Source organism: Bartonella saheliensis (assembly GCF_902162175.1).
This window is the reverse complement of record NZ_LR607216.1, coordinates 1-26,753: the sequence shown is the minus strand read 5'-3', so window position 1 is coordinate 26,753 and position 26,753 is coordinate 1. Positions and strand designations below refer to the sequence as shown.

The following is a 26,753-nucleotide window of genomic DNA, read 5'->3' as shown; positions in this document are numbered from 1 at the left end:
TTCCTTAACAATGAAAATATTTTCTACTTCTTTTGGTTTATTTTGTTTTTTACCTTTTAAAGAAGATATTGAAAGAAGTTTTCGGTAATGTATTAAATATTTTCATATATTTTTTAGAACAAAAGGGAAGAGATATGTATAAATTTTTCAAATTGATATAATTTTCTGTTCATGTTCTAATTACAACGTTTATTTTTATGTCGTTGACTTTTAATAAAAAAGTTTACTCATAAGAGTTTGCATTAAATAAATCCTACACAATAATTTCTTATTATTGTGGGAATTTTTGTTCTAATATTATGTCTGATAAAATGAATTTACCTTTTGATGATGAACATATTGAGCCAATAGAATTACGTTCCGCTTTACAGGAACGCTATTTAGCTTATGCACTTTCTACGATTACGCATCGTGCATTACCTGATGTGCGTGATGGATTGAAACCTGTCCATCGTCGGATCGTTCATGCAATGCGTCTTCTCAAACTGAATCCTGGACAGTCTTATGCGAAATGTGCGCGGATTGTTGGTGATGTTATGGGAAAATTTCATCCTCATGGAGATGCCTCTATTTATGATGCTTTGGTGCGTTTGGCTCAAAGTTTTGCGGTTCGTTATCCGTTGGTTGATGGACAAGGCAATTTTGGTAATATTGATGGTGATAATGCTGCGGCTATGCGTTATACCGAAGCACGCATGACTGAAGTAGCTGCGTTGTTGCTTGAGGGAATTAATGAAAATGCTATTGATTTTCGTTTGACCTATAATGAAGAAGATGAAGAGCCTGTTGTTCTCCCAGGTGCTTTCCCTAATCTTTTAGCTAATGGTTCTTCAGGTATTGCTGTTGGTATGGCAACATCTATTCCTCCTCACAATATTTCTGAGCTCTGTGACGCAGCTCTGCATTTGATTGCACACCCTGATACGCGTGATGAGGATTTAAATCAATTTGTGCTGGGACCTGATTTCCCAACTGGCGGCATTTTGGTTGAGCCTAAAAAGAGTATTGAGGAATCTTATCGTATCGGGCGGGGTTTTTTTCGATTACGTTCACGTTGGCATCAGGAAACTGGTAGCCGTGGTTCTTATGTGATTGTTGTGACTGAAATTCCCTACCAAGTTCAAAAGTCACGTCTTATTGAAAAAACTGCGGAATTGTTGCTTGCGCGGCGCTTACCAATGCTTGAGGATATTCAAGATGAATCAGCAGAAGATATCCGCATTGTGCTTGTTCCTAAAAATCGGTCGGTTGATCCTGAACTTCTTATGGAATCTCTTTTTAAATTGACTGATTTTGAAGTAAGGTTTCCTCTTAATCTTAATGTTTTATCTTTGGGAAAAAGACCCAATGTTCTCTCGTTGAGAGAAACTTTGCAACAATGGCTTGAACATCGTCAAGAAGTACTTATTCGCCGCTCTCACTATCGGCTTGATCAAATTGATGGTCGATTGGAAATTCTTCATGGCTATCTTATTGCCTATTTGAATCTCGATGAGGTCATACAGATTATTCGTGAAGAGGATGAACCGAAAAGCAAGCTGATTAAGCGTTTTGAATTAACAGAAAATCAAGCTGAAGCTATTCTTAATATGCGCTTGCGTTCTTTACGCAAGCTTGAAGAATTTGAAATTCGTAAGGAATTTAAAACACTTAAAGATGAAAAAGAAAAATTACAGAATTTGTTAGCTTCTCCTATAAAACAATGGAAAATGATTTCAGAAGAAATTAAAAAAGTTCGCAATATTTTTGGTCCTGAAACGCTCTTAGGGAAAAGACGTACGACATTTGAAGAAGCACCAAGACATGATCTTGACGATATTCAACAAGCAATGATCGAAAAAGAACCGGTAACTGTTGTTATTTCTGAAAAGGGGTGGATGCGGGCTTTGAAGGGACATTTGAACGACTATAAAGCGCTTTCTTTTAAAGAAGGAGATCGTTTAAAGTTAGCATTTCCTGCATTTACGACCGATAAGATTGTACTGATAAGTACTGGTGGAAAGTTTTTTGCAATTGGTGCAAATAGTTTGCCTGGAGGACGAGGACATGGTGAACCCATTCGTCTTTTAGTTGATATGGATGATGAGCATGATGTTCTTACAGCTTTTGTGCATCATGTAGAAGAAAAGTTGCTCTTGGTTTCATTTCAGGGCAATGGCTTTATCGTTCCTGCTACAGAAGTGATTGCCAATACACGAAAAGGAAAGCAGGTGATGAATGTGAAGTCTCCTGATAAAGTAAAGCTTTGTATTCCAGTAAAAGGTGATCATGTTGCCGTGGTTGGTGAAAACCGCAAAATGCTTATTTTTTCTATTGAACAAATACCAGAAATGAGTCGTGGTAAAGGGGTTCGTTTACAACGTTACAAAGAGGGTGGTATTGTTGATGCCAAGACTTTTAATTTATCAGAAGGCTTAAGTTGGCAAGATACCGCTGAACGAATCTTTAATCGTCAAGCTGATGATCTTATCGAGTGGATGGGAATGCGTGCTGGGGTGGGGCGTTTGGTTCCCAAAGGATTTCCAAAATCAGGAAAATTTACGCATTGAATAGTATAATTTATTGATAAACTATAAGGCGTTAAAAGAGTGGCTGTATGATTTTCTCGCTGCGAGAGTATCATTAATTTTTAAAGCAGCTTCTATTCGTTAGGATCGTGATGATATTGCTTGAAAAGATGCCCACGTTCAGCCCATAAAACAAGAACTATAGCGATGATGCTGAGAAAGAAAAATGCTGCTGAATTAGGTATCGTTGTTTCATCAAATTGTTGTGCAATAAAAAAACCAAGACCGGTGGCAATAGATGTCTGAAGAAAACCAGACACAGAAGATGCTGTCCCAGCAATTTCTCCTACAGTTTCGAGAGCAAGTGTATTGAAATTGGCCATAATGCCACCGCAGGCAAACATCAATATACAAAACAGCAGCATGTAAAAAGGAAAAGGGAGAACGCCATTTGTAAAGAGTGAGCCAATAAACCAGATACACGAGGTGATACAAAAAAGAAAAAGCATGGTGTGTGCAATACGTCGCATGCCAAGGCGTCCAACCAATTGAGAATTAAAGAATGATGATAGAGCTTGAAAAGCCGCACCAACAGCAAAGGCAATGGGAAACCAGAGTCCTAAATTATAAATTCCTTCATATGTTTGCTGCGATGTATTAACAGCGGTAAAAATACAACCTAACACGATGGAGGTTGCTAGTGTGTAGCAAAGTGTGGTGCGATTGGTTATGACAACCCATAAGTTATGTCTAACCGAAGAAAATGAAAGAGAACGTGGTCTATAAAGAGTTTCAGGCAGGCGAAGTTGAATCCAAATCATCAATCCAAAACCAATAATTGCCATGAAGATAAAGATAATTTGCCAGTTTCCAAACAATAAAATGAATTGTCCTGTGGCTGGTCCAATCATTGGTGCAATAAGAAAAACCATCATAACAATAGACATAACTTCTGCCATTTTCCGACCACTATAAAGATCACGGACAACAGAAACTGTGAGGACGCGCATGGCAGCACCTCCTATACCTTGCAAGATACGTAAAATAAGCAATAGAGAAAAGTTGGATACAAAAGCACATCCAATTGCTGTAAAGGCATAAAATGCAAGACCAATGAGAATAAGTTTACGACGCCCATAACGATCGCTTATCGGGCCAAAAAATATTTGTGTGATGCCATAACTTATAAGATAACCAGAAATGATATAATGTTGATCATTTTCATTGAGAACATGTAAGCTGTTCAAAATATCAGGCATGGCTGGAAGCATAATGTCAACAGCTATGGAATTGATAGCCATGAGTGCACCAATAAGAAAAACAAATTCTTTATAGCCGATTTTTTTTCTAATCGCATCACGGTGCGTTTGTTCATCAATGGAATATAACATAAGGCATCCTTGAAATAAAAATTTCTACTGCACGCAGCTCTTTTTAAGAGGCTGAAAAAATGAAAGATACCTATTTATTACAAGGAATATTTTTTTCTTTTAGCAGTTCTTGCAACTCATTATTTTGAAACATCTCTTTCACAATATCACACCCCCCAACAAATTCACCTTTGATATAAAGTTGTGGAATTGTTGGCCAATTTGAATAATCCTTAATTCCTTGACGCAATTCATGAGAAGTTAGGATATTAATTCCTTTATAATCTAATCCTAAATAGTCAAGAATTTGAACAACCTGTCCTGAAAATCCACATTGTGGAGCATCAGGTGTTCCTTTCATGAATAAAATGACGTCGTTTGTTTTAATCTCGTTGTCAATAAAATCATGAACAGTGGTCATTTTTATTCCTCGATATTTCAGATTTTTATAAGTGTGTAATGTTCGTACTATTTTTAATCGTATTGAATGAATGAATGCAAGAAGAAATTTTAGACTATTTTGGGATATTTGTTTGTAACATTAATGCGTGAAGGTCATTTCCCATATTACCTTTAAGGGCATCATAGACCATTTTATGTTGCTGAACACGGGTTTTACCACGAAAACTTTCAGAGATAACTTCTGCAGCATAATGTTCCCCATCTCCAGCAAGATCACGAATTGTTACAGTCGCATCGGGAATTGCTTCACGAATAAGCTTTTCAATTGCATGGGCACTCATTGCCATCATTATTCTCCTATATCGTTCATTTTTTTGCAAAAGTTTTTTTAAGAGAAAGAATAAATTTTTATTTTTCACCCATAAATTGTGGAAACCAGTTCTCATAGGCTTGTGTGAGACTTTCTACTGAAAGTGTGAATATCCCATCTATATGAAGGGAATCTCCCTCGACTTGACCTAGCTCTATTAAAGAAACAGCATGGTTTTGTGCATGCTCTTTAAGACTGTTGAGAGAATCAGGCTTGACGGCTAAAAGATAACGTCCTTGGTCTTCTCCAAAAAGTTCTGCATGGTGAGGAGATTTATTACTTAATTTTACCTTGATCCCTTTAGCTGCTTTAATGACCATTTCTGCAAGTGCAATCGCTAGTCCTCCATCAGAAATGTCATGAGCGGCATGAACAAAACCATTATGAATGACATCTCGAACAAATTGCCCATGCTTTTTTTCAAGTTGCAAATCTACAGGGGGAGGGGCTCCCGCATCAATATTTAAAATGTCACGTGCATAGATTGATTGTCCTAAATGAGAGCCGCAATCTCCCACTAAAATGATACTATCTCCATTTTTCATACCACTTATTGTTACCATTTTTGACCAATCAGCAAGAAGGCCAACACCAGCAATTGTGGGGGTAGGAAGAATAGCTTCTCCATTTGTTTCGTTGTAAAGAGAAACATTGCCAGAAACGATAGGGAAGTCGAGGATTTTGCAAGCTTCTCCGATGCCTTTAATTGCAAAAACAAGTTGTCCCATGATTTCAGGTTTTTCAGGATTTCCAAAATTGAGATTATCTGTCGCAGCCAGTGGTGTTGCACCTGTCGTACTAATATTTCTCCAGCATTCTGCAACAGCTTGTTTTCCTCCCTCATAAGGGTCCGCTTCACAATAACGCGGTGTTACATCGGAAGAAAAAGCAAGAGCTCGTTTACTTTTATTACTGACGCGGATAACGCCTGCGTCACTTCCTGGACAAATGAGGCTATTTCCTTGGATAAGTGTATCATACTGTTCATAAATCCACCGTCGTGAACTTTGATTAGCAGAATTCAATAAGGTCAAAAGCACATCACCAAGATTTTCAACTTTTTTGACGTCTTCTGCTTTCAGAAGTGTTTTTTTTGCAGGCTCACTCCAAGGACGATCATAAACAGGTGCTTCATCACCAAGTTCTTTGATGGGAAGATTAACAACTTCTTCTCCCTGATGAAAGACACGAAAACGTAAATCATCGGTTGTTTTTCCAATAATGGAAAAATGGAGCCCCCACTTATGAAAAATTGCTGCTGCTTGTTTTTCTAACTCTGGTTTAAGGACCATGAGCATGCGCTCTTGACTTTCAGAAAGCATCATTTCATAGGCTGACATGTTTTCTTCACGAACGGGAACTTTATCGAGATTAAGCTGTATTCCTAGATTTCCTTTTGCACCCATTTCAACGGCAGAAGAAGTGAGGCCTGCAGCCCCCATATCTTGAATAGCAACCACGGCTCCAAGTTCCATGAGCTCTAAACACGCTTCAAGAAGACATTTTTCTGTAAAAGGATCACCAACTTGAACGGTTGGGCGTTTTTCGCTGATTGAATCATCAAATTCAGCAGAAGCCATTGTTGCTCCACCAACACCATCTCGCCCTGTTTTGGCACCAAGATAAACAACAGGGAGCCCTACGCCTTGTGCTTTAGAATAAAAAAGGGCGTCTGTCTTTGCAATACCGGCGACAAAAGCGTTAACGAGGATATTGCCATTATAGCGCTCATCAAAATTGACTTCTCCACCAACTGTTGGAACACCAAAAGAATTACTGTAACCACCTATTCCAGACACAACACCAGAGACAAGATGGCGTGTTCGGGGATGATCAGGAGCACCAAAACGCAATGCATTCATCGCTGCAACAGGACGGGCACCCATTGTAAAAACATCACGTAAAATACCACCAACGCCTGTCGCAGCTCCTTGATAAGGTTCGATATAAGAAGGATGATTATGACTTTCCATTTTGAAAACAACACATTTTCCTTCACCAATATCAACAACACCAGCATTTTCACCAGGTCCTTGAATAACACACTTTCCTTCTGTTGGAAGCGTTTTGAGCCATTTTTTAGAGGATTTATAGGAACAATGTTCGTTCCACATTGCAGAAAAAATTCCCAGTTCAGTAAATGTTGGTTCTCTCCCAATTAATGTCAGGATACGTTGATATTCATCCTCTTTTAGGCCGTGTTGCGCAATGAGCTCTGGTGTAATCGTGATGTTATTGCAAGGATTCATGAGTATTTATCCGTCAAATTAATCGAAATTCAGCATTTAATTTTTTTTAATCTAGCAGTTTAGATTATGGAAAACTATGTGGTTTAATAAAAAAATATTCATCTGTAAGGTGGCAGATTTTGTTTGTTAAGTTGGGTGGATTTTAAGACCAAAAATAATCCCAAATGATTATGTAATTTAATAATATCCATTGTTATTTGTATAGAATTCCCGTTTATAAATTTACAACGTGAGAAATGATATAGCCCTTTGTTTTTTTTAAGTTATCGAGCACAAGGATTTTTGTAGAATCATCTATTGACTAATTCTAAAGCACTTTGAAAAAGTAAACGACCGTCAATCCCTCCATGAGCAGGTTCAATAAAGTTTTCAGGATGAGGCATCATGCCAAGAATGTTACCAGCTTTATTAACTATACCAGCAATATCTTTTATTGAGCCGTTAGGGTTTGTATTTTCTGCATAGCGAAAAACAATTTGTTCATTATCTTCTATTTGTTTTAATGTTTCACTGTCAGCAAAGTAATTTCCATCGTGGTGGGCAACCGGACAACGAATAATTTGTCCTTTAGAATAATATTGAGAAAATTTTGTCTTAGCGTTAACGACTTCAAGTTTTATTTCACGACAAACAAATTTTAAGGAAGCATTACGCATTAAAGTCCCCGGTAACAATCCAGCTTCCAACAAAATTTGAAATCCATTACAAATACCTATTATCGTAATCCCTTTTTGTGCTTTTTCACGAATAGCTTTTAAGACGGGGGTTCGTGCTCCAATAGCTCCACATCGCAAATAGTCGCCGTAAGAAAAACCACCAGGAATAATAATAACATCTACATCTGGAATTGTTGTTTCTGTTTGCCAAATTTTTAAAGGCTCAACTCCTGTTATATGATGCAATGCTGCCACCATATCTCGGTCACGATTTAATCCAGGAAGTTGAATGATAGCAGTTTTCATGGGTGTTCCACTTAAAGAAGTTCGATAGTATAATTTTCAATGACAGTATTTGCGAGTAATTCTTCACACATTTGCTCAAGTTTTTTCTTTGCTATTTCAGAAGGTTGATCATCAAGAACAATATCAAAAACTTTTCCTTGACGAATAGAGTGAATACCTTTGAAAGCTAAACTTTTTAAAGCACCGACAATTGCTTCTCCTTGTGGATCAAGGACACTTTCTTTTAAAGTAACTGTAATGCGTGCTTTCATTTTTTTGCTTCCTGTTTTTAAAAGAACCTCTCTTTTGAAGAGGTGTATGGATAGAAGAGGATAATTATTTTACCTTGACTTATTTTTATTTTACCAAGACGGGACCACTTGGCCTGGTTGGTTCATTTTCATTCATAATACCAAGGCGTTTGGCAACCTCTTGATAGGCGTTAATAAGCCCCCCCATATCACGACGAAAACGATCTTTATCCATTTTTTCTCGTGTTTGCATATCCCATAGTCGCGCAGAATCAGGTGAAATTTCATCAGCAAGAACAATGCGCATTGTTTCATCTTCCCACAGGCGACCAAACTCCATTTTAAAATCAATTAACTGAATATTGACACCGGCAAAAAGCCCAGAGAGAAAATCATTAATACGAATTGAAAGTTGCATGATATCTTCTAGCTCTTGTGGGACAGCCCACCCAAAAGCGGTGATATGTTCTTCTGTCACCATCGGATCATCGAGAGAATCGTTTTTATAGTAGAACTCAATAATAGATTGCGGGAGTGGGGTTCCTTCTTCTAGTCCTAAACGTTTTGCAAGAGAGCCAGCCGCGACATTGCGAACAACAACTTCCAATGGAATAATTTCTACCGCTTTAATAAGCTGTTCGCGCATATTTATGCGTTTGATGAAATGTGTTGGGATTCCCAAACGCCCAAGATGGCTAAAGATATGTTCCGAAATTCGGTTGTTTAAAACCCCTTTTCCATCGATAATTTCATGTTTTTTTGCATTAAAGGCCGTGGCATCATCTTTAAAAAACTGAATATATGTTCCTGGTTCAGGTCCTTCATATAAAATTTTGGCCTTGCCTTCATAAATACGGTGGCGACGATTCATTATAATTCTCTATTTATCTTGAGAGGTTTTTAATAACATTAGTAAATGATACTATCCTAATTGATCAAAATTCTCAATGATATTGCTATGATACTTTTATAATTTTTATCATGATACATCTGCCTAAAGGAAAAGATACAGAGGTAATGAGAAAAAGGTCCTCTCTTTGGATCAGATTTTTGCAAGAAAATGAGAGAGAACCATAAGTCCTTCAGGCCAAGGTCCGTGTCCAGATTCTGCGTTAATATGGCCAGAATAGCCAGCATCAACAAGAAGTGAACCCCAGTCATGAGCGATTTTTTCTGCTACTGAAAATTGACAAAATTCATCATTGCGGCTGGCTATCACAATAGAAGGAAAAGATAACTTTTGACGATGATAGGGGCCAAATGTCATTAAATGTTTGGGACGTATTTTCTCATTAGCAACATCGGGAGGCGCAACAAAGAAAGCGCCACAAATTTTTTCTGCGTTTTGTACAGTTGCTTGAAGTGCTGTAGGAACGCCTAATGAATGAGCAATAATCATAACAGGCCTTTGCGCTTGTGCAATGGCGATTTTAACTTCATTAACCCACTCGTCACAAACAGGTTTTGACCAATGGGCTTGTTCTATACGCCGGGCTGTTGATAGTTTTTTTTCCCAACGTGTTTGCCAATGATCCGGGCCAGATCCTTTGTAGCCAGGAACAATAAGAATATCGAGTTGATTTGCTTTCATGAATCGTTTTCTTTGTTACAATAGTTTTTTGATCATAGAGGGAATAGATTTGGGTTTTCTACGTTATTCTATTGCTGTTCGAAAACACGTTTAAAAATCGTGTTGATATGTTTGGTGTGGTAAGAAAGATCAAATTTTTCTCGAAGCTCTGATTCACTTAAAGCTTTGCTAACATCTTTGTCGTTAAGCAGTTCTTCTAAAAAATCTTTTCCTTGTTCCCAAACCTTCATCGCATTTCGTTGTACAATCCGATATGCATCTTCGCGACTGATTCCTGCTTGTGTGAGTGCTAAAAGTACCCGTTGTGAGTGAACAAGACCACGGAATTTATTGAGATTTTTTTGCATATTTTCTGGATAGACAATGAGATTTTCAATGACAGATGTGAGACGAGAAAGAGCAAAATCAAGTGTAATCGTTGCATCAGGACCAATGTAACGCTCAACAGATGAGTGAGAAATATCACGCTCATGCCAAAGTGCTACATTTTCCATGGCAGGGAGTGCAAATGCACGGACCATACGGGCTAATCCCGTTAAATTTTCTGTTAAAACTGGATTGCGTTTATGAGGCATTGCTGATGAACCTTTTTGCCCTGGTGAGAAATGTTCCTCTGCTTCGAGAACTTCTGTTCGCTGTAAGTGGCGTATTTCTATTGCTAACCTTTCAATAGAGGAGGCAATAACCCCAAGTGTTGCAAAAAACATCGCATGACGATCTCGTGGTATGACTTGGGTGGAAACGGGTTCAGCACGCATCTTCAAGGCTTTTGCGACGTGTTCTTCAACGCGTGGATCAATATTGGCAAAAGTTCCTACAGCACCTGAAATCGCGCAAGTAGAAATTTCTTCGCGTGCTGCAAGAAGACGTTTGCGACAACGGGAAAACTCAGCGTATGCAAGAGCGAATTTGACTCCAAATGTTGTTGGTTCAGCATGAATGCCGTGACTCCGCCCAATAGTGATGGTTTCTTTATGTTCAAAAGCACGTCTTTTTAAGGCTTCAAGAAGTTGGTCTATATCCTTGAGCAAAATATCACTCGCACGCATCAATTGAATGCTCAGCGTTGTATCAAGAACATCAGATGATGTCATGCCTTGGTGGATAAAACGTGCTTCTGGTCCAATGAATTCAGCAAGGTGAGTTAAAAAAGCAATAACATCATGTTTGGTAATGGCTTCAATTTCATCAATACGATTGACATCAAATTCAGCGGCAGCCCCTTTTTCCCAAATGACTTTGGCGGCTTCTTTCGGAATAACTCCCAGTTGAGCAAGAGCATCACAGGCATGGGCTTCAATTTCAAACCAAATACGATATTTCGTTTCGGGAGACCAAATTGCTACCATTTCAGGGCGGGAATAACGTGCGATCATTCTTTTTTTCCTTATTGTGAGAGAAGTGCGGCTTGGCGTAATGCACTCATGCGCGTTTTGTAAAGCTCTTTGTTTCCGTTTTTATAAATTGCAGAGCCTGCAACAAATACATTTGCACCAGCTTTTGCAGCTATTCCAATTGTATCAACGGTGATACCACCATCAACTTCAAGATCAATAGGGCGGTTTGCAATCATGCTTTTAACACGCTTAATTTTATCTTTTATTTCTGGAATAAAATTTTGTCCACCAAAACCCGGATTGACCGTCATGATGAGGATGAGATCTAATTGATCAAGCAAATATTCAAGGACATGTTCAGGGGTGCTTGGATTGAGTGCAATTCCTGCTTTTTTACCCATTGCTTTGATTGTTTGGAGTGAACGATGAAGATGGGGACTTGCTTCAGCATGAATGGTTATAATATCTGCACCCGCTTTTGCAAAAGCTTCCAAATAAGGATCAACTGGTTTAATCATCAGGTGGACATCAAATATTGCTTTGGTTAATGGACGCAGAGCCTTGACGACTTCAGGGCCAAAGGTGATGTTAGGAACAAAGTGCCCATCCATAATATCGAGATGGAGCCAATCTGCACCAGCATCAACAACATCTAATATTTCTTGCCCAAGTTTAGAAAAATCAGATGCCAAGAGCGAAGGTGAAATGAGATGAGAATGGGGCATAAAAATCTCCTTGATTGGCTGTTTTATCATGTCGCTGTGTATACACAAATATCTTTTGTGTTATGACAAAAAGAAAAATACATATTATAGACTTTTTATACAAAGATCGCTTGAAATTTTAAAGTTTGATAAGTGAAAGATATGCCGAATCATAAAACATGTTTGAAGTCTGAACTTCAAGATAATATTACCGTTTCTTCGCAAGAATATCGAGATGCTATGAGCCATTTTGCAGGCGCTGTGCATATTGTGACAACAGATGGCATTAAAGGAAAGCGTGGGGTGACTGTTTCGGCATGTTGCTCTTTATCAGATGATCCTCCAACGCTTCTTGTTTGTCTCATGCGCCATAATCTGAAGAATCATGTGTTTATGGAAAATGGAATTTTTTGTGTTAATAGCTTGGCAGGAAAACATCGTCCATTAGCGGATATTTTCTCGAAGCGTTGCAATGTTGAACAAAATGAGCGCTTTGATAGGACACAATGGGGAACTTTGCAGACGGGGGCGCCTAGTCTTTCAGATGCTTTAGCATCTTTTGATTGTCGTTTGATTTGTTGGCATGAACATGCAACCCATTGTGTATTGATTGGTGAAGTTGTTGCAATCAAGCGTAGTCAAGAAAAAGATGCTTTGATGTATTTGAAGCGTGGATATCACACTTTGCCTTTATAAAGATTTTTATTTTTTTGCATGGATGAAATGATTCATTGGTGCTCCATTTAAATTTAGTGCACTGAAAAAGGAGGAGAGGGATGGTTCTGAGCTTTGAATTTTCTTCTTTTTGGGATTTCTCAATAAATGAGAAAGATGATTTTGGGATGACCTTTGATCAAAAGTCCAAACTTAGACAAAAAAGCGATCAGGATCAAACAGCGTATTTAGATATATTTGTAGATTATTATGAAAAAACATTTTGTTCTTGTGTTGATGGGTATTGCACAATATATAGACCTCACAGAGCAGATGTGGAGGTTTTTTATTGCATGAGCGAAGAGATTGATGATCAATATCGCCCTAGTGAAGATGAGCCTTTTATGAATGAACGGCAGAAGGCGTATTTTCGTGCTAAATTGGTTTCTTGGAAAAATGATATCTTAAAAGAAGCGCGTGAGACTTTGGAAAATTTGCAAGAAGAGAATGTTGGTCAACCAGATTTGAGCGATCGGGCATCTTGTGAAACTGATCGTACAATTGAATTACGCGCTCGTGATCGTCAAAGGAAACTTATTGCAAAAATAGATGCTGCCTTGGAGCGAATTGATAATGGAACATATGGTTTTTGTGAAGAAACCGGCGAGCCTATTAGTATAAAGCGTCTTGAGGCTCGGCCGATTGCCGTTTTGTCACTGGAAGCACAAGAACGTCACGAACGACGTGAAAAAGTTTATCGTGATGATTGATGATTAAAGTCATGAGAACGATAAACAAACGAAGTTCGTGAGTGATCAAATTGTATATTTTATTTTGGAGTGGTGGGAATAAACAAAGATGGTTCTTGTCTCCCTTCAATTTCGGCCGTGATGGCTGAATCTTTTACTGTTTGATTTGTAAAAGAAGAGGATATTTTATCTGGCATCTCGTTTTTTTCTGTAAGGGGGGAGATAGGATGGGGGTGTAATTCTCTTTTCTCTGTTCTGGATGTACTGGTAATATCGGATTCTACAACCATATCTGTTAACCCACCAATAAGGAGCAAATGTTCTTTATTATCACAACGGACTAAAACAAGGCGGCGTGTTCGATCTATAGAAATTGATTCACATAATGCTAATCGTGATAGACTTTTTTTTCTATTACTGTTGAACCTTTTCATATTTAAACGGCGTAACAACAAGATAATAATGATAAGAGCTATGATTGTTATTATAAAAAACAAAAAACTTATCATTATGTTTGCAGCAGATGTACCTATTTGGTCTGATAACCAGATAACCATAGATTTTCTCCCATTGTGGTATGGAAATTATCGTTTTTTATTGAGATAAATTTATAAACATCCCCTTAAAAGTTTCACTTAAAGACAAAGAAATAAACTTTTAGCATTAAGTAAGCTTTCTTAGAAAGGTAGTATCATAGTATATATTTTATAACAATGAATATAAAGGAAGTTTCTTGGTATAAGAGACAGCTAAATCTAAGGCAAAGAGAGATGGATAAAGGTTTTAAGAATAATGAAAGATCAGAGTCTTCGTCTTCTGTTCGTCGGAGAGTTGTGATTTTAGGTGTCATTTTTATCTTCGTTTTCCTTTTCACTGTGGGCATTTTAGATTTTTTTTATCCACAAAGTTATTTGAAAAAGGTTGTGCTGGCATCTTTTTTGATTCTAGCAACTATCGGTGTTGTAACACTTATTTTAAGTGGAATGGGAATTTTAAGGTACCACGCATTGTGGCTACGTGAGGACTTTGATTTTAACATTTTTAATAAGAGCGATGATGCAATTGTAATCTCTGATCTTTCTGGTTTTGTTTATTATTCTAATCAAAACTATCAAAAAATTCTAACCTATAAGCCTGAAGGGTCTTGTTATAGGGTTATTGCTGATCTTCCAGGAGCTGGTGCACTTGCCTATCGCTTAAAAGTTGCCGCCTGTAATAACTTTGCTGCACAAGAAGAGTTAAGAGTAGAGCAACCAATTTTTACCGATTCTATACAAAAAAAATCTGTTTGGTATAATATCTCTGTTCAACCTATAACAAAACAGAAAAAAAAGCTTTTATTTTGGCGCATTAGCGATATTTCGCATTTACAACAAAACCGAGAAGTTTTTTTCTCTAATCTTCAAGAGGCGATTAATCACTTAGATCAAGCTCCTGTTGGTTTTATATCCGTTAATACACAAGGTATACTTCTTTATGCCAATACGGTTTTTGCTGAATGGTTCTCACTTGATTTAGCAAATTTTACCGTAGGTCAATATCATTTTGATTCATTATTTGAGAGCGTTGGCGCTAAAAGCTCATGGAGTGATATTTGTTTACAAACCAACAGATATCAAAACTCAGGTTACTCTTTACCTTATAGATTTTCATTATGTTTAAATTCACAAACGATAGGAGAGAAAATATTTCATTGTTTTATTTCTGCTTCTTCTCTCTTAGAAGAGGAAGCTGTTTATCGTATTGTGATCATTCCACAACAAATACAAAAAGAAGAGGATGATCAATCAAAATTACCCAGTATATTAGAAGAATATTTTGATGCGAGTCCTTTTGCAATAGCCGTGGTAAATCAGGAAGGGCAATTAATTCACATGAATAATGCTTTTTCATCACTTACGGAATGTATGGATGAGACTATCAATTTTTATGATATTATCTCTCGTCGTGACTGTATGCAATTAGAGCGTGCCTTTCAGAAAATTGCGACCAATAAAAATTATTTTGTTTCTCTGGAGACTGTTTTAGAAAAGAATGAAGAACGCCATTTACGCCTCCATGTGATGTCTGTACCACCCTATCATGGTGATACTCTACAAGATTTAGTTATTATCTCTGTCATTGAAACAACAGAACAAAAAACACTTGAAGATAAAATGATGCAAAGTCAGAAGATGCAAGCTGTTGGACAATTGGCAGGTGGCATTGCTCATGATTTTAATAACGTTTTGACAGCGATTTTAATGTCATGTGATCTTCTTTTAAATACGCATCGTAGCTCTGATCCGGCTCATGCTGATCTGATTAATATTAAAAATAATGCTAATCGTGCAGCTGCTCTTGTCCAACAATTACTCGCTTTTTCTAGAAAGCAAACACTTCGACCTGAAGATGTTGATTTTACAGAATTTTTATCAGATATTCGCAACCTTATTTTACCGCTTTTGGGAAATAATATTCAGCTAAAAATTATTCATGGAAGAGATTTGTGGAGCGTTGAAGTCGATCAAGCATCTTTTCAGCGTGTGATTATGAATTTGGTTATTAATGCACGTGATGCCATGTTTGATGGGGGTATTGTTACGATTGCGACAAACAATATTACAAAACAACAAAGTGCTGAATTTAATCATCTTGGTTTAGCAATTGGTGAATATGTGCAATTGACTGTTTCAGATACAGGAGCTGGGATATCTGCTGCTATACAAGAAAAAATGTTTGAGCCATTTTTTACAACCAAAGAAGTTGGAAAAGGAACAGGCCTTGGTTTATCCATGGTTTATGGAATTATCAAGCAGAGTGGTGGGTATATTTATTGTGAAAGTAAAGAGGGAGAAGGAGCAACATTTCATATTTTTCTACCCCGTTATATCCCAGATGTAAAAGGAGAAACTTCTCAAAACATTGAAAAAGAGGAGGAGAAAGATAAAAATATAGACTTAACAGGATCTGCTATTGTTTTATTGGTTGAAGATGAGGATGCGGTCAGAATGGGAGGGGTAAGAGCTCTTCAAATGAGAGGATATACGGTTTTAGAAGCGGCAAGTGGGGTGGAAGCCCTTTCTATTCTTGAAGAAAAAAAAGGCATTGTTGATATTATTGTTTCCGATGTGGTGATGCCAGAAATGGATGGGCCCACTTTATTGAAGGAAGTCCGTAAAAACTATCCTGATATCAAATTTCTTTTTGTTTCTGGATATGCAAAAGATGCTTTTGCTAAAAATCTTCCACAAGATGCTGTTTTTGGTTTTTTATCTAAACCTTTTACACTCAAACAGTTAGCTCTAACAGTTAAAGAAACACTTTCATCATGACACAAAAATAGATGCAATAAAAAATTGGTGTTTTAAGATTTTTTAGGGGGAAATAGAGCGTATTTTGATCAATAGAGAGCGCATGATAATATCCAGAAAACGAAATGAAGAAGAACGATTTGGAAATTTAAATAAAACTCAAAAAAAATTGCACATCCTACGCAAGAATTTATGAAGAAATAGACTTAAGCCGGTAAACTTTAAAGTTTTTTTATTATAAGCCTAAAGATAAATTGTATTTACAACGTTAAAAAATGTTATAGATTACTGATAGCTTCAAAAGGATAAGAGTTGTTGTTGCGTATCGGCTATACCGCTCTTTCCTTCAATAAATGCTTTTAGGGCTTCGGGGTAGAGTTTATGCTCTGCTTTAAGAACTCTTTGTGCTAAGCACTCAGCGGTATCATCAGGATAGACCGGAACAGCTGCTTGGGCAAGGATTTTTCCAGCATCCATGTCTTCTGTAACAAGATGAATAGTGCAACCTGTGATTTTTACACCCGCTTGTAAAACTCTTTCATGCGTATTTAAGCCTTTAAATGAAGGTAAAAGAGAAGGATGAATATTTAAAATTCTTCCCTCATAAAGTTTTACAAAACGTGATGAAATAAGGCGCATATACCCCGCAAAGCAGAGAAAGTCCGGTTTATATTGATCTAAAATTGTGAAAATATCTTCTTCATGCTCTTCTCTTGTTTTGTAGATTTTACGATCAACAATATGAATAGGTAAGTTATGCTTTTGTGCTTTTTCAATACCGTTTGCACGTGGATTATCGCAAATAACTGCAACGATTTCAGCAGGATATTCCTTTTGTTGACTTGCTTGAGCAAGGGCAACCATATTGGACCCATTACCAGATATGAAAACGACGATTTGTTTTTTCATAAATTCAGTGTTCCTTTATAAAGTATTCCTTTATTTTGATTTTGGCGTTTTGTTAAAATGCCAAGAGGTGTCACAGCTTCTCCATTTTTTTCAAGAACTTGCGTAATTGTTTCAGCTGCATGCTGTGCTACGATAATGATCATGCCAATACCACAATTGAATGTTCGTAACATTTCTGCTTCATCTATTTTACCTTGTTTGGCAATCCATGAAAAGACGGAGGGAACATTGATATTAGAAAGATTAATTTCGGCGCAAAGAGAAGAGGGAATGACACGTGGAATATTTTCAGGAAAGCCTCCACCTGTAATATGTGCTAGAGCTTTAATTCCTTCGTATTCTCGCATAATAGGAAGAAGCGATTTCACGTAAATGCGTGTTGGTGTCAGGAGTGCTGTACCAAGGCTGTTTTTTGGGGAAAAAGGGGCAGGGTCATTCCATTTGAGATGACTTTGTTGAATGATTCGTCGAACAAGCGAAAAACCGTTAGAATGAATTCCAGAGGCGCTTAGACCTAGGATAATATCGCCTTCTGTCAAGTCTTTTGAAGGGAGAAGCATGCTGCGTTCACATGCGCCTACAGCAAAACCTGCTAGATCATAATCCCCTTCTGCATACATTCCTGGCATTTCTGCAGTTTCTCCCCCAATAAGAGCAGCGCCGGCTTGTTTACATCCTTCTGCAATGCCAGAAACAATTGCCGCCCCTTGTTCAGGATCAAGTTTTCCGGTTGCAAAATAATCCAGAAAAAAAAGAGGTTCCGCCCCTTGTACAAGTAAATCATTGACACACATAGCAACCAGATCAATACCTACAGTATTATGGTGATCACTTTCAATGGCAATTTTTAGTTTTGTTCCCACTCCATCATTGGCCGCGACTAAGATAGGATCTGTAAACCCGGCTGCTTTTAAATCAAAAAGGCCACCAAAACCACCAATTTCTGCATCTGCTCCGGCTCGTTTTGTCGCACGTATAAAGGGTTTAATTTTTTCTACCATAGCATTACCCATATCAATGTTTACACCGGCTTTTGCGTAGGTAAGATTATTATTCGTAAGATCTTGATTGCTCATTGGAGCCTTCCTTTAGTGGAAAATCAGGTTTTGATGTTATTCAATGCCATGATAGAGTTTTCTCTGCAAGAGATATTGGTAAGAAAATAAGCAACTTTACTTGTACCTTATTTTGAAGATGTTTATAATTTTTGTGAAGAATTTTTTTTAGGATAGTTTATGAGCAAGATATCAGATAATCATGGACGGTCTTCGTGGGAACTTATGAAAAAGAAAGGGAGTGAGATCACATCCCGTAACCGTTATAAGACTTATATGCCAGCATATACACAATTACCTTTACCGAATAATATGAAAAGACAAATCTTTTTTTGGCTGGGAGCACTGATTTTTTTTATTCTTTTTATGTTTGTTTTTGGGTCAATTTTGCTTCCTTTCGTGGCAGGAATTGTGTTGGCTTATTTCCTTAATCCCATTGTTCAATTGCTTGAAAAATTTGGTATTCGTCGTGTTTTTGGTACTGTCCTCATTACCTTATTTATTGTTATTATCTTTGTTGCTGCTTTAGTTATTCTGATTCCTATTATTAGTTCGCAAATACAACAATTTGTGAGTGATGGCTTACCTGTTTATATTAATCGTATTCAAACCTTTTTTGTTGAACATGATTTTGATTGGATAAGGCACTATTTTGGAAGTGATCCAAATGAATTACGGAGTAATATTAAAGGGCTTTTAGGAGAAGGTTCTGATTTTATTACATCTCTTTTGAATTCACTTTTAAAATCAGGAAAGTCTATCGTTAATATCGTTAGTCTATTTGTTGTGGCACCTGTGGTGACATTTTATATGTTATTAGATTGGCCACGTATGGTGACAGCAATTGATTCGTTAATACCACGTGATCATCTTGAAACTGTTCGAAGTATTTTTCATGAAATGGATAGAGCTATCGCAGGCTTTGTTCGTGGACAAGGAACTGTTTGCCTCATATTGGGGGGCTATTATGCTATTGGTTTAACGATTGCAGGGCTTAATTTTGGTCTTTTGGTTGGTATGTTTATTGGCCTTATTAGCTTTATTCCTTATATTGGAACAATGAGTGGTTTTCTCCTTTCTGTTGGGATTGCATGGGTCCAGTTTTATCCCAATAATTGGGGGGGAATTATCATTGTGATGGTACTTTTTTTAATTGGTCAATTTATTGAAGGGTATATTCTTCAACCAAAACTTGTTGGTTCATCAGTGGGATTACATCCCGTGTGGTTGATGTTTTCACTTTTTGCTTTTTCTTCACTCTTTGGTTTTACTGGTATGCTTGTTGCTGTTCCTGCAGCGGCGGCTGTGGGTGTTTTAGTTCGTTTTGCCATTCATACTTATCTTAGTTCTCAGATGTATTCGCGAAGTGGAAAGTCGGAGCCGCTAAAATGAATGGGCGCGAAACACAATTGTCTTTAAATTTTCCTTATGAACCGATTTTTCAATTTGATGATTTAGTCGTGACGGATAGCAATCGTATGGCTTTTCAGCTTATTGATCATTGGCCCAATTGGAGCTTACCTATTGCCGTTTTGGTTGGAAAAGAAGGGTCTGGAAAAACACACTTTTCGAGTATATGGCTGCAAAAAGCAAATGCATTCAGGATTCAGCATAATAAAATTGATCAGGCTGTTGCTATGGCTTCTTTAGGTAAAGCATTTTTAATAGAGGATGTTGATGCTGGTGAAATTAGTGAAACAGAACTTTTCCATTTAATTAACAGTGTTAAGCAAGCAAATGTTGATGCACGACAAGCTACTTTATTGATGACGGCACGAACACTCCCTTCTACTTGGAATCTAAAGTTAAATGATCTAAAAAGTCGTCTTAATTCGGTGATGTTCGTTGAAATTAATCAGCCTGATGATGCATTGTTAACAGCTGTTGCCTTTAAACTTTTTGCCGATAGACAGCTTATTGTACATCCAGATACAGTTTATTATCTTATCAGCCGTTGTGAACGTTCTTTATTTTCATTGAAGCATGTTATTGATTCTGTTGATCAATTGGCGTTACAAAGAAAAAGAAAAATAACGCGTGCTGTGATTGCCGAAGTTTTGAATAGGAAAAAAACGTAAACATTTCCTATCATGACTTTACAGGTTATTCCTTTTATTATTGTTTGAATATAAGGAAGGACACGTCATTTAAGTTTTCTTCTTTTAATATCTGTAAAAAGTAAAGGATATTATTTTTAATTTTTCATACGTGCCAGAAATAGCTTTGAGATTTTATTTAAGTATATTTTTTCATCTTTAGAAGAATTAGAAAAAGAGAGAAAATGCTTAATACAGATGGATTTTATAGTGAGTACAGTGGAGATATTATATTTTCTTTAGGAAAAAAATCTTTTGTAACATTTAAGTCGTTTTTAAAATTCTATCTGTAAAGTGTGTTCTGATACAGTGGATAGTTTCCTTAAAGCAAAATAACATCATGAAACCCTCATAAAGAGGTGCATTATTTTTTTATATCGATTAGACTTTTTTACGGATTCTATTTTCGCTAATAAATGTGTTATTGAGGAGAAAAAAATTAAAACCATTCTTTTTTGTAAAAAAATGCAAGAAAATTGAAAAAAAGTGCGTTTTTCTCTTGCACTTCTATTGTGAAAATTTTAGGAAACGTGCATCAAATAAATCTTAAGTAGCGGAGCGTAGCGCAGTCTGGTAGCGCACCTGATTTGGGATCAGGGGGTCGTAGGTTCGAATCCTATCGCTCCGACCATATTTGATAAGGTGTATGAGAGTGAAGCAGTTAGGTACGTGTGGTGAAAAACGATCATTCAAACATTGTGTAATCTAAAGGAAAAAGGCATGGTCGCACGTATTTATAGTCCTGCTAAAACAGCTATGCAGTCAGGTAAGGGAAATACAGGCTTTTGGATTCTACAGTATGAGCCGATAAAAGCAAAAATGCTAGAGCCTCTTATGGGTTACACGGCAACATCTGATGTGAATAGTCAGGTAAGAATTCGATTTAATAGAAAGGAAGAAGCCATTGCTTTTGCACGCAAGAATGCTATTCCTTATCGTGTAGAAAAAACACATATGTCGATTCGGCGTGCTGTTTCTTATTCTGATAATTTTCGCAGTGATCGGCAGCAATCTTGGACACATTAAGTTAAAGATGCTATTTTAAATTGAGAAAATAATCAGTTGGGTGTTGGGTCCCGTAGCTCAGCTGGATAGAGCAACGGCCTTCTAAGCCGTGGGTCACAGGTTCGAATCCTGTCGGGATCACCATATTTAAGAAAATTAATGAATAGAAGTATCCGGGAGTTTTCCTTTAATTCTATTAATTTACTTTCTGTACGTCCTGAATCTTTTCATGTTTTTTATTTATGCTATTAGCATTTTTTATTGATTGTCTGGGTATAAAATGATGCTATGCTGTTTTCTATCCAGCCAAAAACGCTTTCATTTATGAAACTGTAGCACCGGTATTAGCTGCGCGGGTGGCTGCTAATTTTCTCAATCCATGCTCTGATTTTTTATTCCTGATGCATTGCAAGCTTTACTAAATAGGTTGCCAAAACTTTCTTTTCCACAAATAAATGTTTCATCACCTATGGGAGTAATTTAAAGGGTTTCTGCAAGTTTTAGTAAAATAGGTAGAAAAATATCTGTTTTAAATTGGCTCTTTTCTGTTTTAAGATGAATGATATTATCTTTAATGTCTTTCCAGCCAATGCGAACGGCATTACCACGACGTAAGCCCGTACACAAAACCACATCAATCCAAATGCGTTAATGGGTACCATGATGCCATTTGTGATAATATTTATCTATGTCTTCTTCTAACCATGAGGTGAAGCCTTCTGTGTTAAAGGATTTGGGTGGTTTTATATTAAAAGCAGGATTTCTGTTTAAAAGAACATTACCAACCGCCCAATTAAAAAGACCATTTAAAGCCGTTAAAAAGTGTCTTGCTGCTGCGGGAGTATTGCGTCTTCTTTCTACAACATCAAGAATATATTATTTTTTTATACTTTTATAGGCGCGATCACCAATGTATTTAGAAACATTGTTTATAGAATCCTATATTTAACTTTTTTCATTGATTCTGATTGATTATGCTATTGTATGCTTTGTAAATATTGGTGCAATAATCAATCAAATGCCCCTTCTGTAAGTCTGCTTTGTTTTACTTTCTTGGAGGTGCCATTTTGCGCTGGTTTAAGGGCAAGCATATAATTGCCAACAAGTTTTTGCGTTCCGTAAGTTTCTTCAATCTGAAACCGATGATCATGAGCAATGCGTATATACCATATGATTTTACCATGACATGTACGTTCGCTAACAAGATAGAGTGGACGACGTTTTGTCATGGCTAAAACTTTATGTCATCAATAAGGGGTAGCTGCCTTCTTGTTTATTTTCAAGAGGTGGAAAGTTTTCAATACTATAAGCATTACTCCTTATTGTTGGTGGTGTTATAGTTTTATTGATATGAATTAGTAATTCTTCAGTGGGTTTGATTTCTATAACCTTTGCTCCTTGTTTTTTGCTCTCTTAAAGCATGTGGAATGGCTGACTATTGGTGAAGTGTTGTTGCCCCATGTGAACAGTTTAATGGAAACTGTTGGTGGTTTTTTAAACGTGCTGATGGCATGGGCTAATGAACACCCTGTTTTAACCGGTGTGATCATCAAAACCATTGCCGCTCTGATGGCTTTTAATATTGCTTTGCGGGTTGTGCGTTTTACCATGGCAGGAACCCGCCTTGGGATCCTGCAATTGATTGCCTCTTTTATCAGGCTTGGGTCTATTAGCCGCATGCTGAAGGCAAGTTGGCGCGGGCTCTTGACTTCAGGGCGCTCACTGGGCTTGCTCACCGCAGGGTTTGGGGCACGTTTCCTCAGACTTTTGCGCCCTATGACTTTGTTGGTGGGCTCTTTGCGGGGGATTGCGGTCTCAGGAGCGGCTTTTGCGAGGAGCTTTGGTTTGATAGGAACCGTGATCGAAGTGGTTGGGGCAAGCCTGTCCTCTGTTGTGGGAGGGCTTTTTACCCCGGTAGGGGCTGTGATTGCTGCTGTTGTGGCTATCATATTGGCTGCTGGTTTTACTTTATGGAAATATTGGGACCGCTTTTCTTCTTTTATAAAGGGCTTTTTACGGGGGGTAACACGGGCTTGGGGGCAAGCCTTTGAAGCTGTCATGCGTTTTTTTGGTGCTGATACCAGCACCATCACCCGTTGGAAAAACATCATTGCTTCTGCCTTTGATTTTTCTGCCCACTGGCAAAGGTTTAAACAAGGACTTTCCTTTGTTGCTCAAAGCTTTGAAGATTTGTGGGAGGGGATTAAACAAAGTCTTTCCAATTTTTGGGGGTGGTTGAAGCGTTTTTTCTCTCAAGAAAAGCTCACGGATAGTGCCAAGGCAAGCATGGAACAAGCCGGAGAAGATTTAGCGGATTGGATTGTTAATGGTTTTATGGGCACCATCTCACAATTGACAGATTTTTGTAAATCTTTACCTCACCGCATAAAGGGGTGGATTGGGTCGATTGATGTAAGAGATTATTTGCCAAGTTTTTTAGGAGGCAAAACGTCCATCGAGCCACTTGTGCAATTTGCGGGGGCTGGTCGTGCCAATGCACCTCTCACAGAAGCAAAAGACAAAGACCGCTCTCCTATCACGCACAATCAAAATGTCACGGTGCATGTCAATGGCGCGCGTGATCCCATTGCAACTGGATATGCGGTTCGTCATGCATTGCAACGGGCAGGGGCTAATGCCTTGCATGGTGGAACAGAATGAGGGCAATAGAATGAAGGGAAGAGGGGAATGCAAGATCCTTTGCTGATGTTGGGACCGCATCAATTTTATGTGGACTGGTTGAACTTCCAATCTTTTGAAGAGGAATTCTCTGCCTCATGGGTTTGCTTAGAGCGTTTTGGTGGGGACCCTGGTTTGCAATTTACCGGCTATGGCAATGATCCCAAAACCATCCACGGGGTATTATTTCCAGAAGAGTTTGGTGACCGGGTTGCCATTGATGCCATCACCAGAACCATACGTGCGGCTCAACCCGTTCAGATGATCCGTTGGATGAGTGATGATAGCTACAGTGCCTTAATGCTTGGATGTGTGGTGATTACCAGTGTCACGAAAGACCATGACTATATTAGCCGCTCTGGTCAATCGGGGCGTATTCGCTATTCCATTAGCCTGTTGCCTTTTTTTGATGGGGGAAAACCACAAGGTCAATATCAAGTGGGACAATACCAAGGGGGACAAGAGGAGGATAGCCCATGAAGATCCCCGCAAAGCAGCTTGTGGTCGAATTAGAGGATATGAGTTTAGACCTCATTTGTTATCACCATGCCTTGTCTGTTTTAGGAGATCGGAGGCAAGCGGGTTTACTGAAAGGTTATTTAGAAGCCACGCTGGAGGCTAATCCAGAGATCGCTGGATATGATGCTTTTTTGCCGCGGGGCTTAAAAGTTTTTCTGCCTGAATTTATTTCCCAAGAAAAAAACAGCGTGGTCAAACGGCTATGGGATTAATGCGCACATATCCCTTTATTGAGGTAAGGGTAGGGGAGAAACTTGTTCATCAGGTTTTTTACCAGCGTCTTTTAACGGCAACCATCACAGACAATGCGGGGAATGAAGCCGATACATTCGAGGCGGAATTTGATGATAGCGGCAATGATTTAGAGATTCCCTCCAGGAACAGTGTACTCCATGTCACCTTTGGTTATGAGAACAGCATTCGTGCTTTTATGGGGCGTTTTGTTGTCGAATCAGTGATCAGTTGTGGGGGCAGTGATGGAGAGATTTTGCGCCTTTGTGGCAAAAGCGCTTCCATGCGTGCGGAGATCAAAGAACAGGACAGCGAACATTTTGACCACAAAACCATTGCTGAGATTGTTGAGACCCTTGCCAAACGTCATGGTTATCAAGCAAAGGTCAGTCCACAATTTACCAAACAAACCTTGCCTTATGTGGTACGCACCGATCAATCGGCGATTGATTTTTTAACTAGGCTTTCTGATCGGATGCAGGCACGTTTTTTGATCAAAGACAATAAGTTTTTATTTTTAAGCGGGGACAATCTCCCCCTTCAAACAATCCATCAACATGAGTGTTCACACTGGGAATTTAGTCTCGAGCCACGCACCCAATATGGCATGATAGAAGCACGATATTTTGATCGCGCAAAAGGGCAACAACACGTTGTTACGCATCGCACAGGGTATACGGGGCCCATTCGCCGTCTGCGGACGTGCTACCCTTGTGAGGCAGAAGCTTTAGCTGCGGCTGCTTCTGAGTCGGATAGGCTTTGTCGAGCCATGGGTAGTGGTTCTTTAAGCCTTGAGGGGCGCCCTGAAATCATGGCGGGTCAACCGCTTTTGCTTCAAGGGTTTCGAGGCGAAATCAATGGCACATGGCATGCTGCAACCGTGACCCATTGCTATGAAAAGCAAAGCGGATACACCACAGAAATCACCTTTGAGGCACCAGATAAGGGGAAAGAGGGATGAGAAAACTAAACGTGTTAGAAACAGAAAACCCAAGAGACAATTTTGCCCCTTCTTTTCGGCAACTTCCCCATAATATTGAAGCAGAACAAGCTTTGCTCGGGGCCATCATGATCAATAATGATGCTCTTGAGAGCGTTTCTGATTTTCTCAAACCAGAACATTTTTTTAAAGCCTTCCATCAAAGGCTTTTTGATATCATCTTAACAATTGTTCAAAAGGGAAAAGTTGCAGACCCGATTACCATAAAGCCCTTTATTGCAAATGATGAGAAAATTGGAGATATCACAGTCTTTAATTATGTTGTTCGTTTAGCCAAAGAAGCTGTCACAATCATCAATACACAAGATTACGGACAGGTTATTTATGATCTGTTTATTCGGCGCTCTTTAATTAACCTTGGCACTCACATTGTAAATAGCTCTTTTGATTCTCCCTTAGAACTTACCCCTTCGCAACAAATTGAAGCGATTGAAAATCAGTTATTTGCATTGGCAGAGAAAGGCAAATATGGAGCTGGTTTTGAAAACTTTGATAGAGCTATTGTAAAAGCCATTAACATGGCAAGTGCTGCAAAAAAGCGTTCCTCACAGCTTTCTGGCATGGCGACTCATATAAAAACTCTTGATGATAAAATGGGCGGGTTGCAACCATCTGATTTGATTATCCTAGCAGGGCGCCCTGGGATGGGTAAAACGTCCCTTGCAACCAATATTGCCTTTAATATTGCCAATGCTTGCAAGCGTCATGATGACAGCCAAGCCAGTGAAGGGGGGATTGTCGGTTTCTTCTCCCTTGAAATGTCAACAGAACAGCTTGCAACCCGTATTATCTCAGAACAAACAAAGGTTTCTTCTTCTGATATACGATGGGGTAATCTTTC

General features: G+C 38.3%; 25 protein-coding genes, 2 tRNA genes and 1 pseudogene. 14 read left to right on the top strand and 14 right to left on the bottom strand.

The features are described from left to right. Window positions 1–299 precede the first annotated feature (299 nt). Window positions 300–2,549 (top strand): DNA topoisomerase IV subunit A, encoded by a 2,250-nt coding sequence (parC, locus tag FS875_RS06870; RefSeq protein ID WP_144754851.1) that lies wholly within the window; start codon window positions 300–302, stop codon window positions 2,547–2,549. Between the two features lie 92 nt (window positions 2,550–2,641). Here the strand turns inward: parC and FS875_RS06865 are convergent, their stop codons facing one another. From FS875_RS06865 to rpe, 10 genes are all read right to left on the bottom strand, one after another. Then, window positions 2,642–3,898 carry a multidrug effflux MFS transporter gene (locus FS875_RS06865; protein WP_144754848.1) on the bottom strand — a complete coding sequence of 419 codons (1,257 nt, stop codon included), beginning with the start codon at window positions 3,896–3,898 and terminating at the stop codon, window positions 2,642–2,644. 70 nt (window positions 3,899–3,968) lie between these two features. Continuing rightward, window positions 3,969–4,298 (bottom strand): Grx4 family monothiol glutaredoxin, encoded by a 330-nt coding sequence (gene grxD, locus FS875_RS06860; RefSeq protein WP_144754845.1) that lies wholly within the window; start codon window positions 4,296–4,298, stop codon window positions 3,969–3,971. A gap of 94 nt (window positions 4,299–4,392) precedes the next feature. Further along, window positions 4,393–4,626, bottom strand: coding sequence for a BolA/IbaG family iron-sulfur metabolism protein (locus FS875_RS06855; RefSeq protein WP_144754860.1), 234 nt, complete (start codon window positions 4,624–4,626; stop codon window positions 4,393–4,395). A gap of 61 nt (window positions 4,627–4,687) precedes the next feature. Further along, window positions 4,688–6,898: a phosphoribosylformylglycinamidine synthase subunit PurL gene (purL, locus tag FS875_RS06850; RefSeq protein ID WP_144754841.1), complete on the bottom strand. Its 2,211-nt coding sequence runs from the start codon at window positions 6,896–6,898 to the stop codon at window positions 4,688–4,690. A gap of 290 nt (window positions 6,899–7,188) precedes the next feature. Next, window positions 7,189–7,860 (bottom strand): phosphoribosylformylglycinamidine synthase subunit PurQ, encoded by a 672-nt coding sequence (gene purQ / locus FS875_RS06845; protein ID WP_144754839.1) that lies wholly within the window; start codon window positions 7,858–7,860, stop codon window positions 7,189–7,191. Window positions 7,861–7,871: 11 nt separating this feature from the next. Then, a complete protein-coding gene (purS, locus tag FS875_RS06840) occupies window positions 7,872–8,111 on the bottom strand; it encodes a phosphoribosylformylglycinamidine synthase subunit PurS (protein ID WP_144754836.1) in 240 nt (79 codons plus the stop codon). An 85-nt stretch (window positions 8,112–8,196) separates the two neighbouring features. Then, complete coding sequence (gene purC / locus FS875_RS06835; protein WP_005773432.1) at window positions 8,197–8,961, bottom strand: phosphoribosylaminoimidazolesuccinocarboxamide synthase; 765 nt, start codon at window positions 8,959–8,961, stop codon at window positions 8,197–8,199. A gap of 171 nt (window positions 8,962–9,132) precedes the next feature. Further along, window positions 9,133–9,681 (bottom strand): RBBP9/YdeN family alpha/beta hydrolase, encoded by a 549-nt coding sequence (locus FS875_RS06830; RefSeq protein ID WP_144754832.1) that lies wholly within the window; start codon window positions 9,679–9,681, stop codon window positions 9,133–9,135. Window positions 9,682–9,749: 68 nt separating this feature from the next. After that, a complete protein-coding gene (purB, locus tag FS875_RS06825; protein WP_144754829.1) occupies window positions 9,750–11,057 on the bottom strand; it encodes an adenylosuccinate lyase in 1,308 nt (435 codons plus the stop codon). Between the two features lie 11 nt (window positions 11,058–11,068). Then, complete coding sequence (gene rpe, locus FS875_RS06820) at window positions 11,069–11,743, bottom strand: ribulose-phosphate 3-epimerase (protein ID WP_144754826.1); 675 nt, start codon at window positions 11,741–11,743, stop codon at window positions 11,069–11,071. A gap of 141 nt (window positions 11,744–11,884) precedes the next feature. On the opposite strand from rpe, the gene FS875_RS06815 reads away from it, so the two are divergent. Both FS875_RS06815 and dksA read left to right on the top strand, forming a co-directional pair. After that, complete coding sequence (locus FS875_RS06815) at window positions 11,885–12,418, top strand: flavin reductase (RefSeq protein ID WP_144754823.1); 534 nt, start codon at window positions 11,885–11,887, stop codon at window positions 12,416–12,418. A gap of 311 nt (window positions 12,419–12,729) precedes the next feature. Further along, the gene (gene dksA, locus FS875_RS06810) at window positions 12,730–13,146 is read left to right on the top strand and encodes an RNA polymerase-binding protein DksA (RefSeq protein WP_144754820.1); all 417 of its coding nucleotides are present in this window, start codon (window positions 12,730–12,732) and stop codon (window positions 13,144–13,146) included. Window positions 13,147–13,205: 59 nt separating this feature from the next. Here dksA and FS875_RS06805 read toward each other — a convergent pair whose 3' ends face one another. Beyond that, window positions 13,206–13,682, bottom strand: a complete 477-nt coding sequence (locus tag FS875_RS06805) for a flagellar biosynthetic protein FliO (protein WP_144754817.1) — start codon at window positions 13,680–13,682, stop codon at window positions 13,206–13,208. A 213-nt stretch (window positions 13,683–13,895) separates the two neighbouring features. Between FS875_RS06805 and FS875_RS06800 the strand changes: the two genes are divergently transcribed. Then, the gene (locus FS875_RS06800; protein WP_144754814.1) at window positions 13,896–16,439 is read left to right on the top strand and encodes a response regulator; all 2,544 of its coding nucleotides are present in this window, start codon (window positions 13,896–13,898) and stop codon (window positions 16,437–16,439) included. Window positions 16,440–16,715: 276 nt separating this feature from the next. On the opposite strand, the gene purN is transcribed toward FS875_RS06800, so the two are convergent. Both purN and purM read right to left on the bottom strand, forming a co-directional pair. After that, on the bottom strand, window positions 16,716–17,327 hold the full coding sequence (purN, locus tag FS875_RS06795) for a phosphoribosylglycinamide formyltransferase (protein WP_144754811.1): 612 nt from the start codon (window positions 17,325–17,327) through the stop codon (window positions 16,716–16,718). Further along, a complete protein-coding gene (gene purM, locus FS875_RS06790) occupies window positions 17,324–18,403 on the bottom strand; it encodes a phosphoribosylformylglycinamidine cyclo-ligase (RefSeq protein WP_144754808.1) in 1,080 nt (359 codons plus the stop codon). Before purM ends, purN begins: the two co-directional genes overlap by 4 nt. Window positions 18,404–18,562: 159 nt before the next feature. Between purM and FS875_RS06785 the strand changes: the two genes are divergently transcribed. The 5 genes from FS875_RS06785 (at window position 18,563) to FS875_RS06765 (ending at window position 21,627) form a co-directional block, all read left to right on the top strand. Further along, on the top strand, window positions 18,563–19,774 hold the full coding sequence (locus tag FS875_RS06785) for an AI-2E family transporter (RefSeq protein WP_144754805.1): 1,212 nt from the start codon (window positions 18,563–18,565) through the stop codon (window positions 19,772–19,774). Next, the gene (gene hdaA, locus FS875_RS06780; RefSeq protein ID WP_144754802.1) at window positions 19,771–20,460 is read left to right on the top strand and encodes a DnaA regulatory inactivator HdaA; all 690 of its coding nucleotides are present in this window, start codon (window positions 19,771–19,773) and stop codon (window positions 20,458–20,460) included. The genes FS875_RS06785 and hdaA overlap by 4 nt, the downstream gene beginning before the upstream one ends. A gap of 572 nt (window positions 20,461–21,032) precedes the next feature. After that, window positions 21,033–21,109: transfer RNA gene (locus tag FS875_RS06775), tRNA-Pro, on the top strand. An 89-nt stretch (window positions 21,110–21,198) separates the two neighbouring features. Beyond that, a complete protein-coding gene (locus FS875_RS06770; protein WP_144754800.1) occupies window positions 21,199–21,504 on the top strand; it encodes an ETC complex I subunit in 306 nt (101 codons plus the stop codon). 46 nt (window positions 21,505–21,550) lie between these two features. Beyond that, window positions 21,551–21,627, top strand: a tRNA-Arg gene (locus FS875_RS06765). Between the two features lie 104 nt (window positions 21,628–21,731). On the opposite strand, the pseudogene FS875_RS10375 reads toward FS875_RS06765, so the two are convergent. Then, a pseudogene (locus FS875_RS10375) lies at window positions 21,732–22,712 on the bottom strand (tyrosine-type recombinase/integrase). A 193-nt stretch (window positions 22,713–22,905) separates the two neighbouring features. Between FS875_RS10375 and FS875_RS10585 the strand changes: the two are divergent. The 5 genes from FS875_RS10585 to FS875_RS06725 form a co-directional block, all read left to right on the top strand. Continuing rightward, window positions 22,906–24,144 (top strand): phage tail tape measure protein, encoded by a 1,239-nt coding sequence (locus FS875_RS10585; RefSeq protein WP_246067877.1) that lies wholly within the window; start codon window positions 22,906–22,908, stop codon window positions 24,142–24,144. Window positions 24,145–24,171: 27 nt separating this feature from the next. Next, the gene (locus FS875_RS06740) at window positions 24,172–24,642 is read left to right on the top strand and encodes a phage tail protein (protein WP_144754794.1); all 471 of its coding nucleotides are present in this window, start codon (window positions 24,172–24,174) and stop codon (window positions 24,640–24,642) included. Then, window positions 24,639–24,893: a tail protein X gene (locus tag FS875_RS06735; RefSeq protein WP_144754791.1), complete on the top strand. Its 255-nt coding sequence runs from the start codon at window positions 24,639–24,641 to the stop codon at window positions 24,891–24,893. The genes FS875_RS06740 and FS875_RS06735 overlap by 4 nt, the downstream gene beginning before the upstream one ends. Continuing rightward, on the top strand, window positions 24,893–25,873 hold the full coding sequence (locus FS875_RS06730) for a phage late control D family protein (RefSeq protein ID WP_144754854.1): 981 nt from the start codon (window positions 24,893–24,895) through the stop codon (window positions 25,871–25,873). Before FS875_RS06735 ends, FS875_RS06730 begins: the two co-directional genes overlap by 1 nt. Next, the coding region (locus tag FS875_RS06725; RefSeq protein WP_144754788.1) for a DnaB-like helicase N-terminal domain-containing protein at window positions 25,870–26,753 on the top strand (884 nt) is incomplete at its 3' end. The genes FS875_RS06730 and FS875_RS06725, both read left to right, overlap by 4 nt.

What these genes read in the sequence shown, in the direction of transcription:
- parC (WP_144754851.1), top strand. Translation starts at nt 300, where the DNA reads ATGTCTGATAAAATGAATTTACCTTTTGATGATGAACATATTGAGCCA.
- FS875_RS06865 (WP_144754848.1), bottom strand. Translation starts at nt 3,898, where the DNA reads ATGTTATATTCCATTGATGAACAAACGCACCGTGATGCGATTAGAAAA.
- grxD (WP_144754845.1), bottom strand. Translation starts at nt 4,298, where the DNA reads ATGACCACTGTTCATGATTTTATTGACAACGAGATTAAAACAAACGAC.
- FS875_RS06855 (WP_144754860.1), bottom strand. Translation starts at nt 4,626, where the DNA reads ATGGCAATGAGTGCCCATGCAATTGAAAAGCTTATTCGTGAAGCAATT.
- purL (WP_144754841.1), bottom strand. Translation starts at nt 6,898, where the DNA reads ATGAATCCTTGCAATAACATCACGATTACACCAGAGCTCATTGCGCAA.
- purQ (WP_144754839.1), bottom strand. Translation starts at nt 7,860, where the DNA reads ATGAAAACTGCTATCATTCAACTTCCTGGATTAAATCGTGACCGAGAT.
- purS (WP_144754836.1), bottom strand. Translation starts at nt 8,111, where the DNA reads ATGAAAGCACGCATTACAGTTACTTTAAAAGAAAGTGTCCTTGATCCA.
- purC (WP_005773432.1), bottom strand. Translation starts at nt 8,961, where the DNA reads ATGAATCGTCGCCACCGTATTTATGAAGGCAAGGCCAAAATTTTATAT.
- FS875_RS06830 (WP_144754832.1), bottom strand. Translation starts at nt 9,681, where the DNA reads ATGAAAGCAAATCAACTCGATATTCTTATTGTTCCTGGCTACAAAGGA.
- purB (WP_144754829.1), bottom strand. Translation starts at nt 11,057, where the DNA reads ATGATCGCACGTTATTCCCGCCCTGAAATGGTAGCAATTTGGTCTCCC.
- rpe (WP_144754826.1), bottom strand. Translation starts at nt 11,743, where the DNA reads ATGCCCCATTCTCATCTCATTTCACCTTCGCTCTTGGCATCTGATTTT.
- FS875_RS06815 (WP_144754823.1), top strand. Translation starts at nt 11,885, where the DNA reads ATGCCGAATCATAAAACATGTTTGAAGTCTGAACTTCAAGATAATATT.
- dksA (WP_144754820.1), top strand. Translation starts at nt 12,730, where the DNA reads ATGAGCGAAGAGATTGATGATCAATATCGCCCTAGTGAAGATGAGCCT.
- FS875_RS06805 (WP_144754817.1), bottom strand. Translation starts at nt 13,682, where the DNA reads ATGGTTATCTGGTTATCAGACCAAATAGGTACATCTGCTGCAAACATA.
- FS875_RS06800 (WP_144754814.1), top strand. Translation starts at nt 13,896, where the DNA reads ATGGATAAAGGTTTTAAGAATAATGAAAGATCAGAGTCTTCGTCTTCT.
- purN (WP_144754811.1), bottom strand. Translation starts at nt 17,327, where the DNA reads ATGAAAAAACAAATCGTCGTTTTCATATCTGGTAATGGGTCCAATATG.
- purM (WP_144754808.1), bottom strand. Translation starts at nt 18,403, where the DNA reads ATGAGCAATCAAGATCTTACGAATAATAATCTTACCTACGCAAAAGCC.
- FS875_RS06785 (WP_144754805.1), top strand. Translation starts at nt 18,563, where the DNA reads ATGAGCAAGATATCAGATAATCATGGACGGTCTTCGTGGGAACTTATG.
- hdaA (WP_144754802.1), top strand. Translation starts at nt 19,771, where the DNA reads ATGAATGGGCGCGAAACACAATTGTCTTTAAATTTTCCTTATGAACCG.
- FS875_RS06770 (WP_144754800.1), top strand. Translation starts at nt 21,199, where the DNA reads ATGGTCGCACGTATTTATAGTCCTGCTAAAACAGCTATGCAGTCAGGT.
- FS875_RS06740 (WP_144754794.1), top strand. Translation starts at nt 24,172, where the DNA reads ATGCAAGATCCTTTGCTGATGTTGGGACCGCATCAATTTTATGTGGAC.
- FS875_RS06735 (WP_144754791.1), top strand. Translation starts at nt 24,639, where the DNA reads ATGAAGATCCCCGCAAAGCAGCTTGTGGTCGAATTAGAGGATATGAGT.
- FS875_RS06730 (WP_144754854.1), top strand. Translation starts at nt 24,893, where the DNA reads ATGCGCACATATCCCTTTATTGAGGTAAGGGTAGGGGAGAAACTTGTT.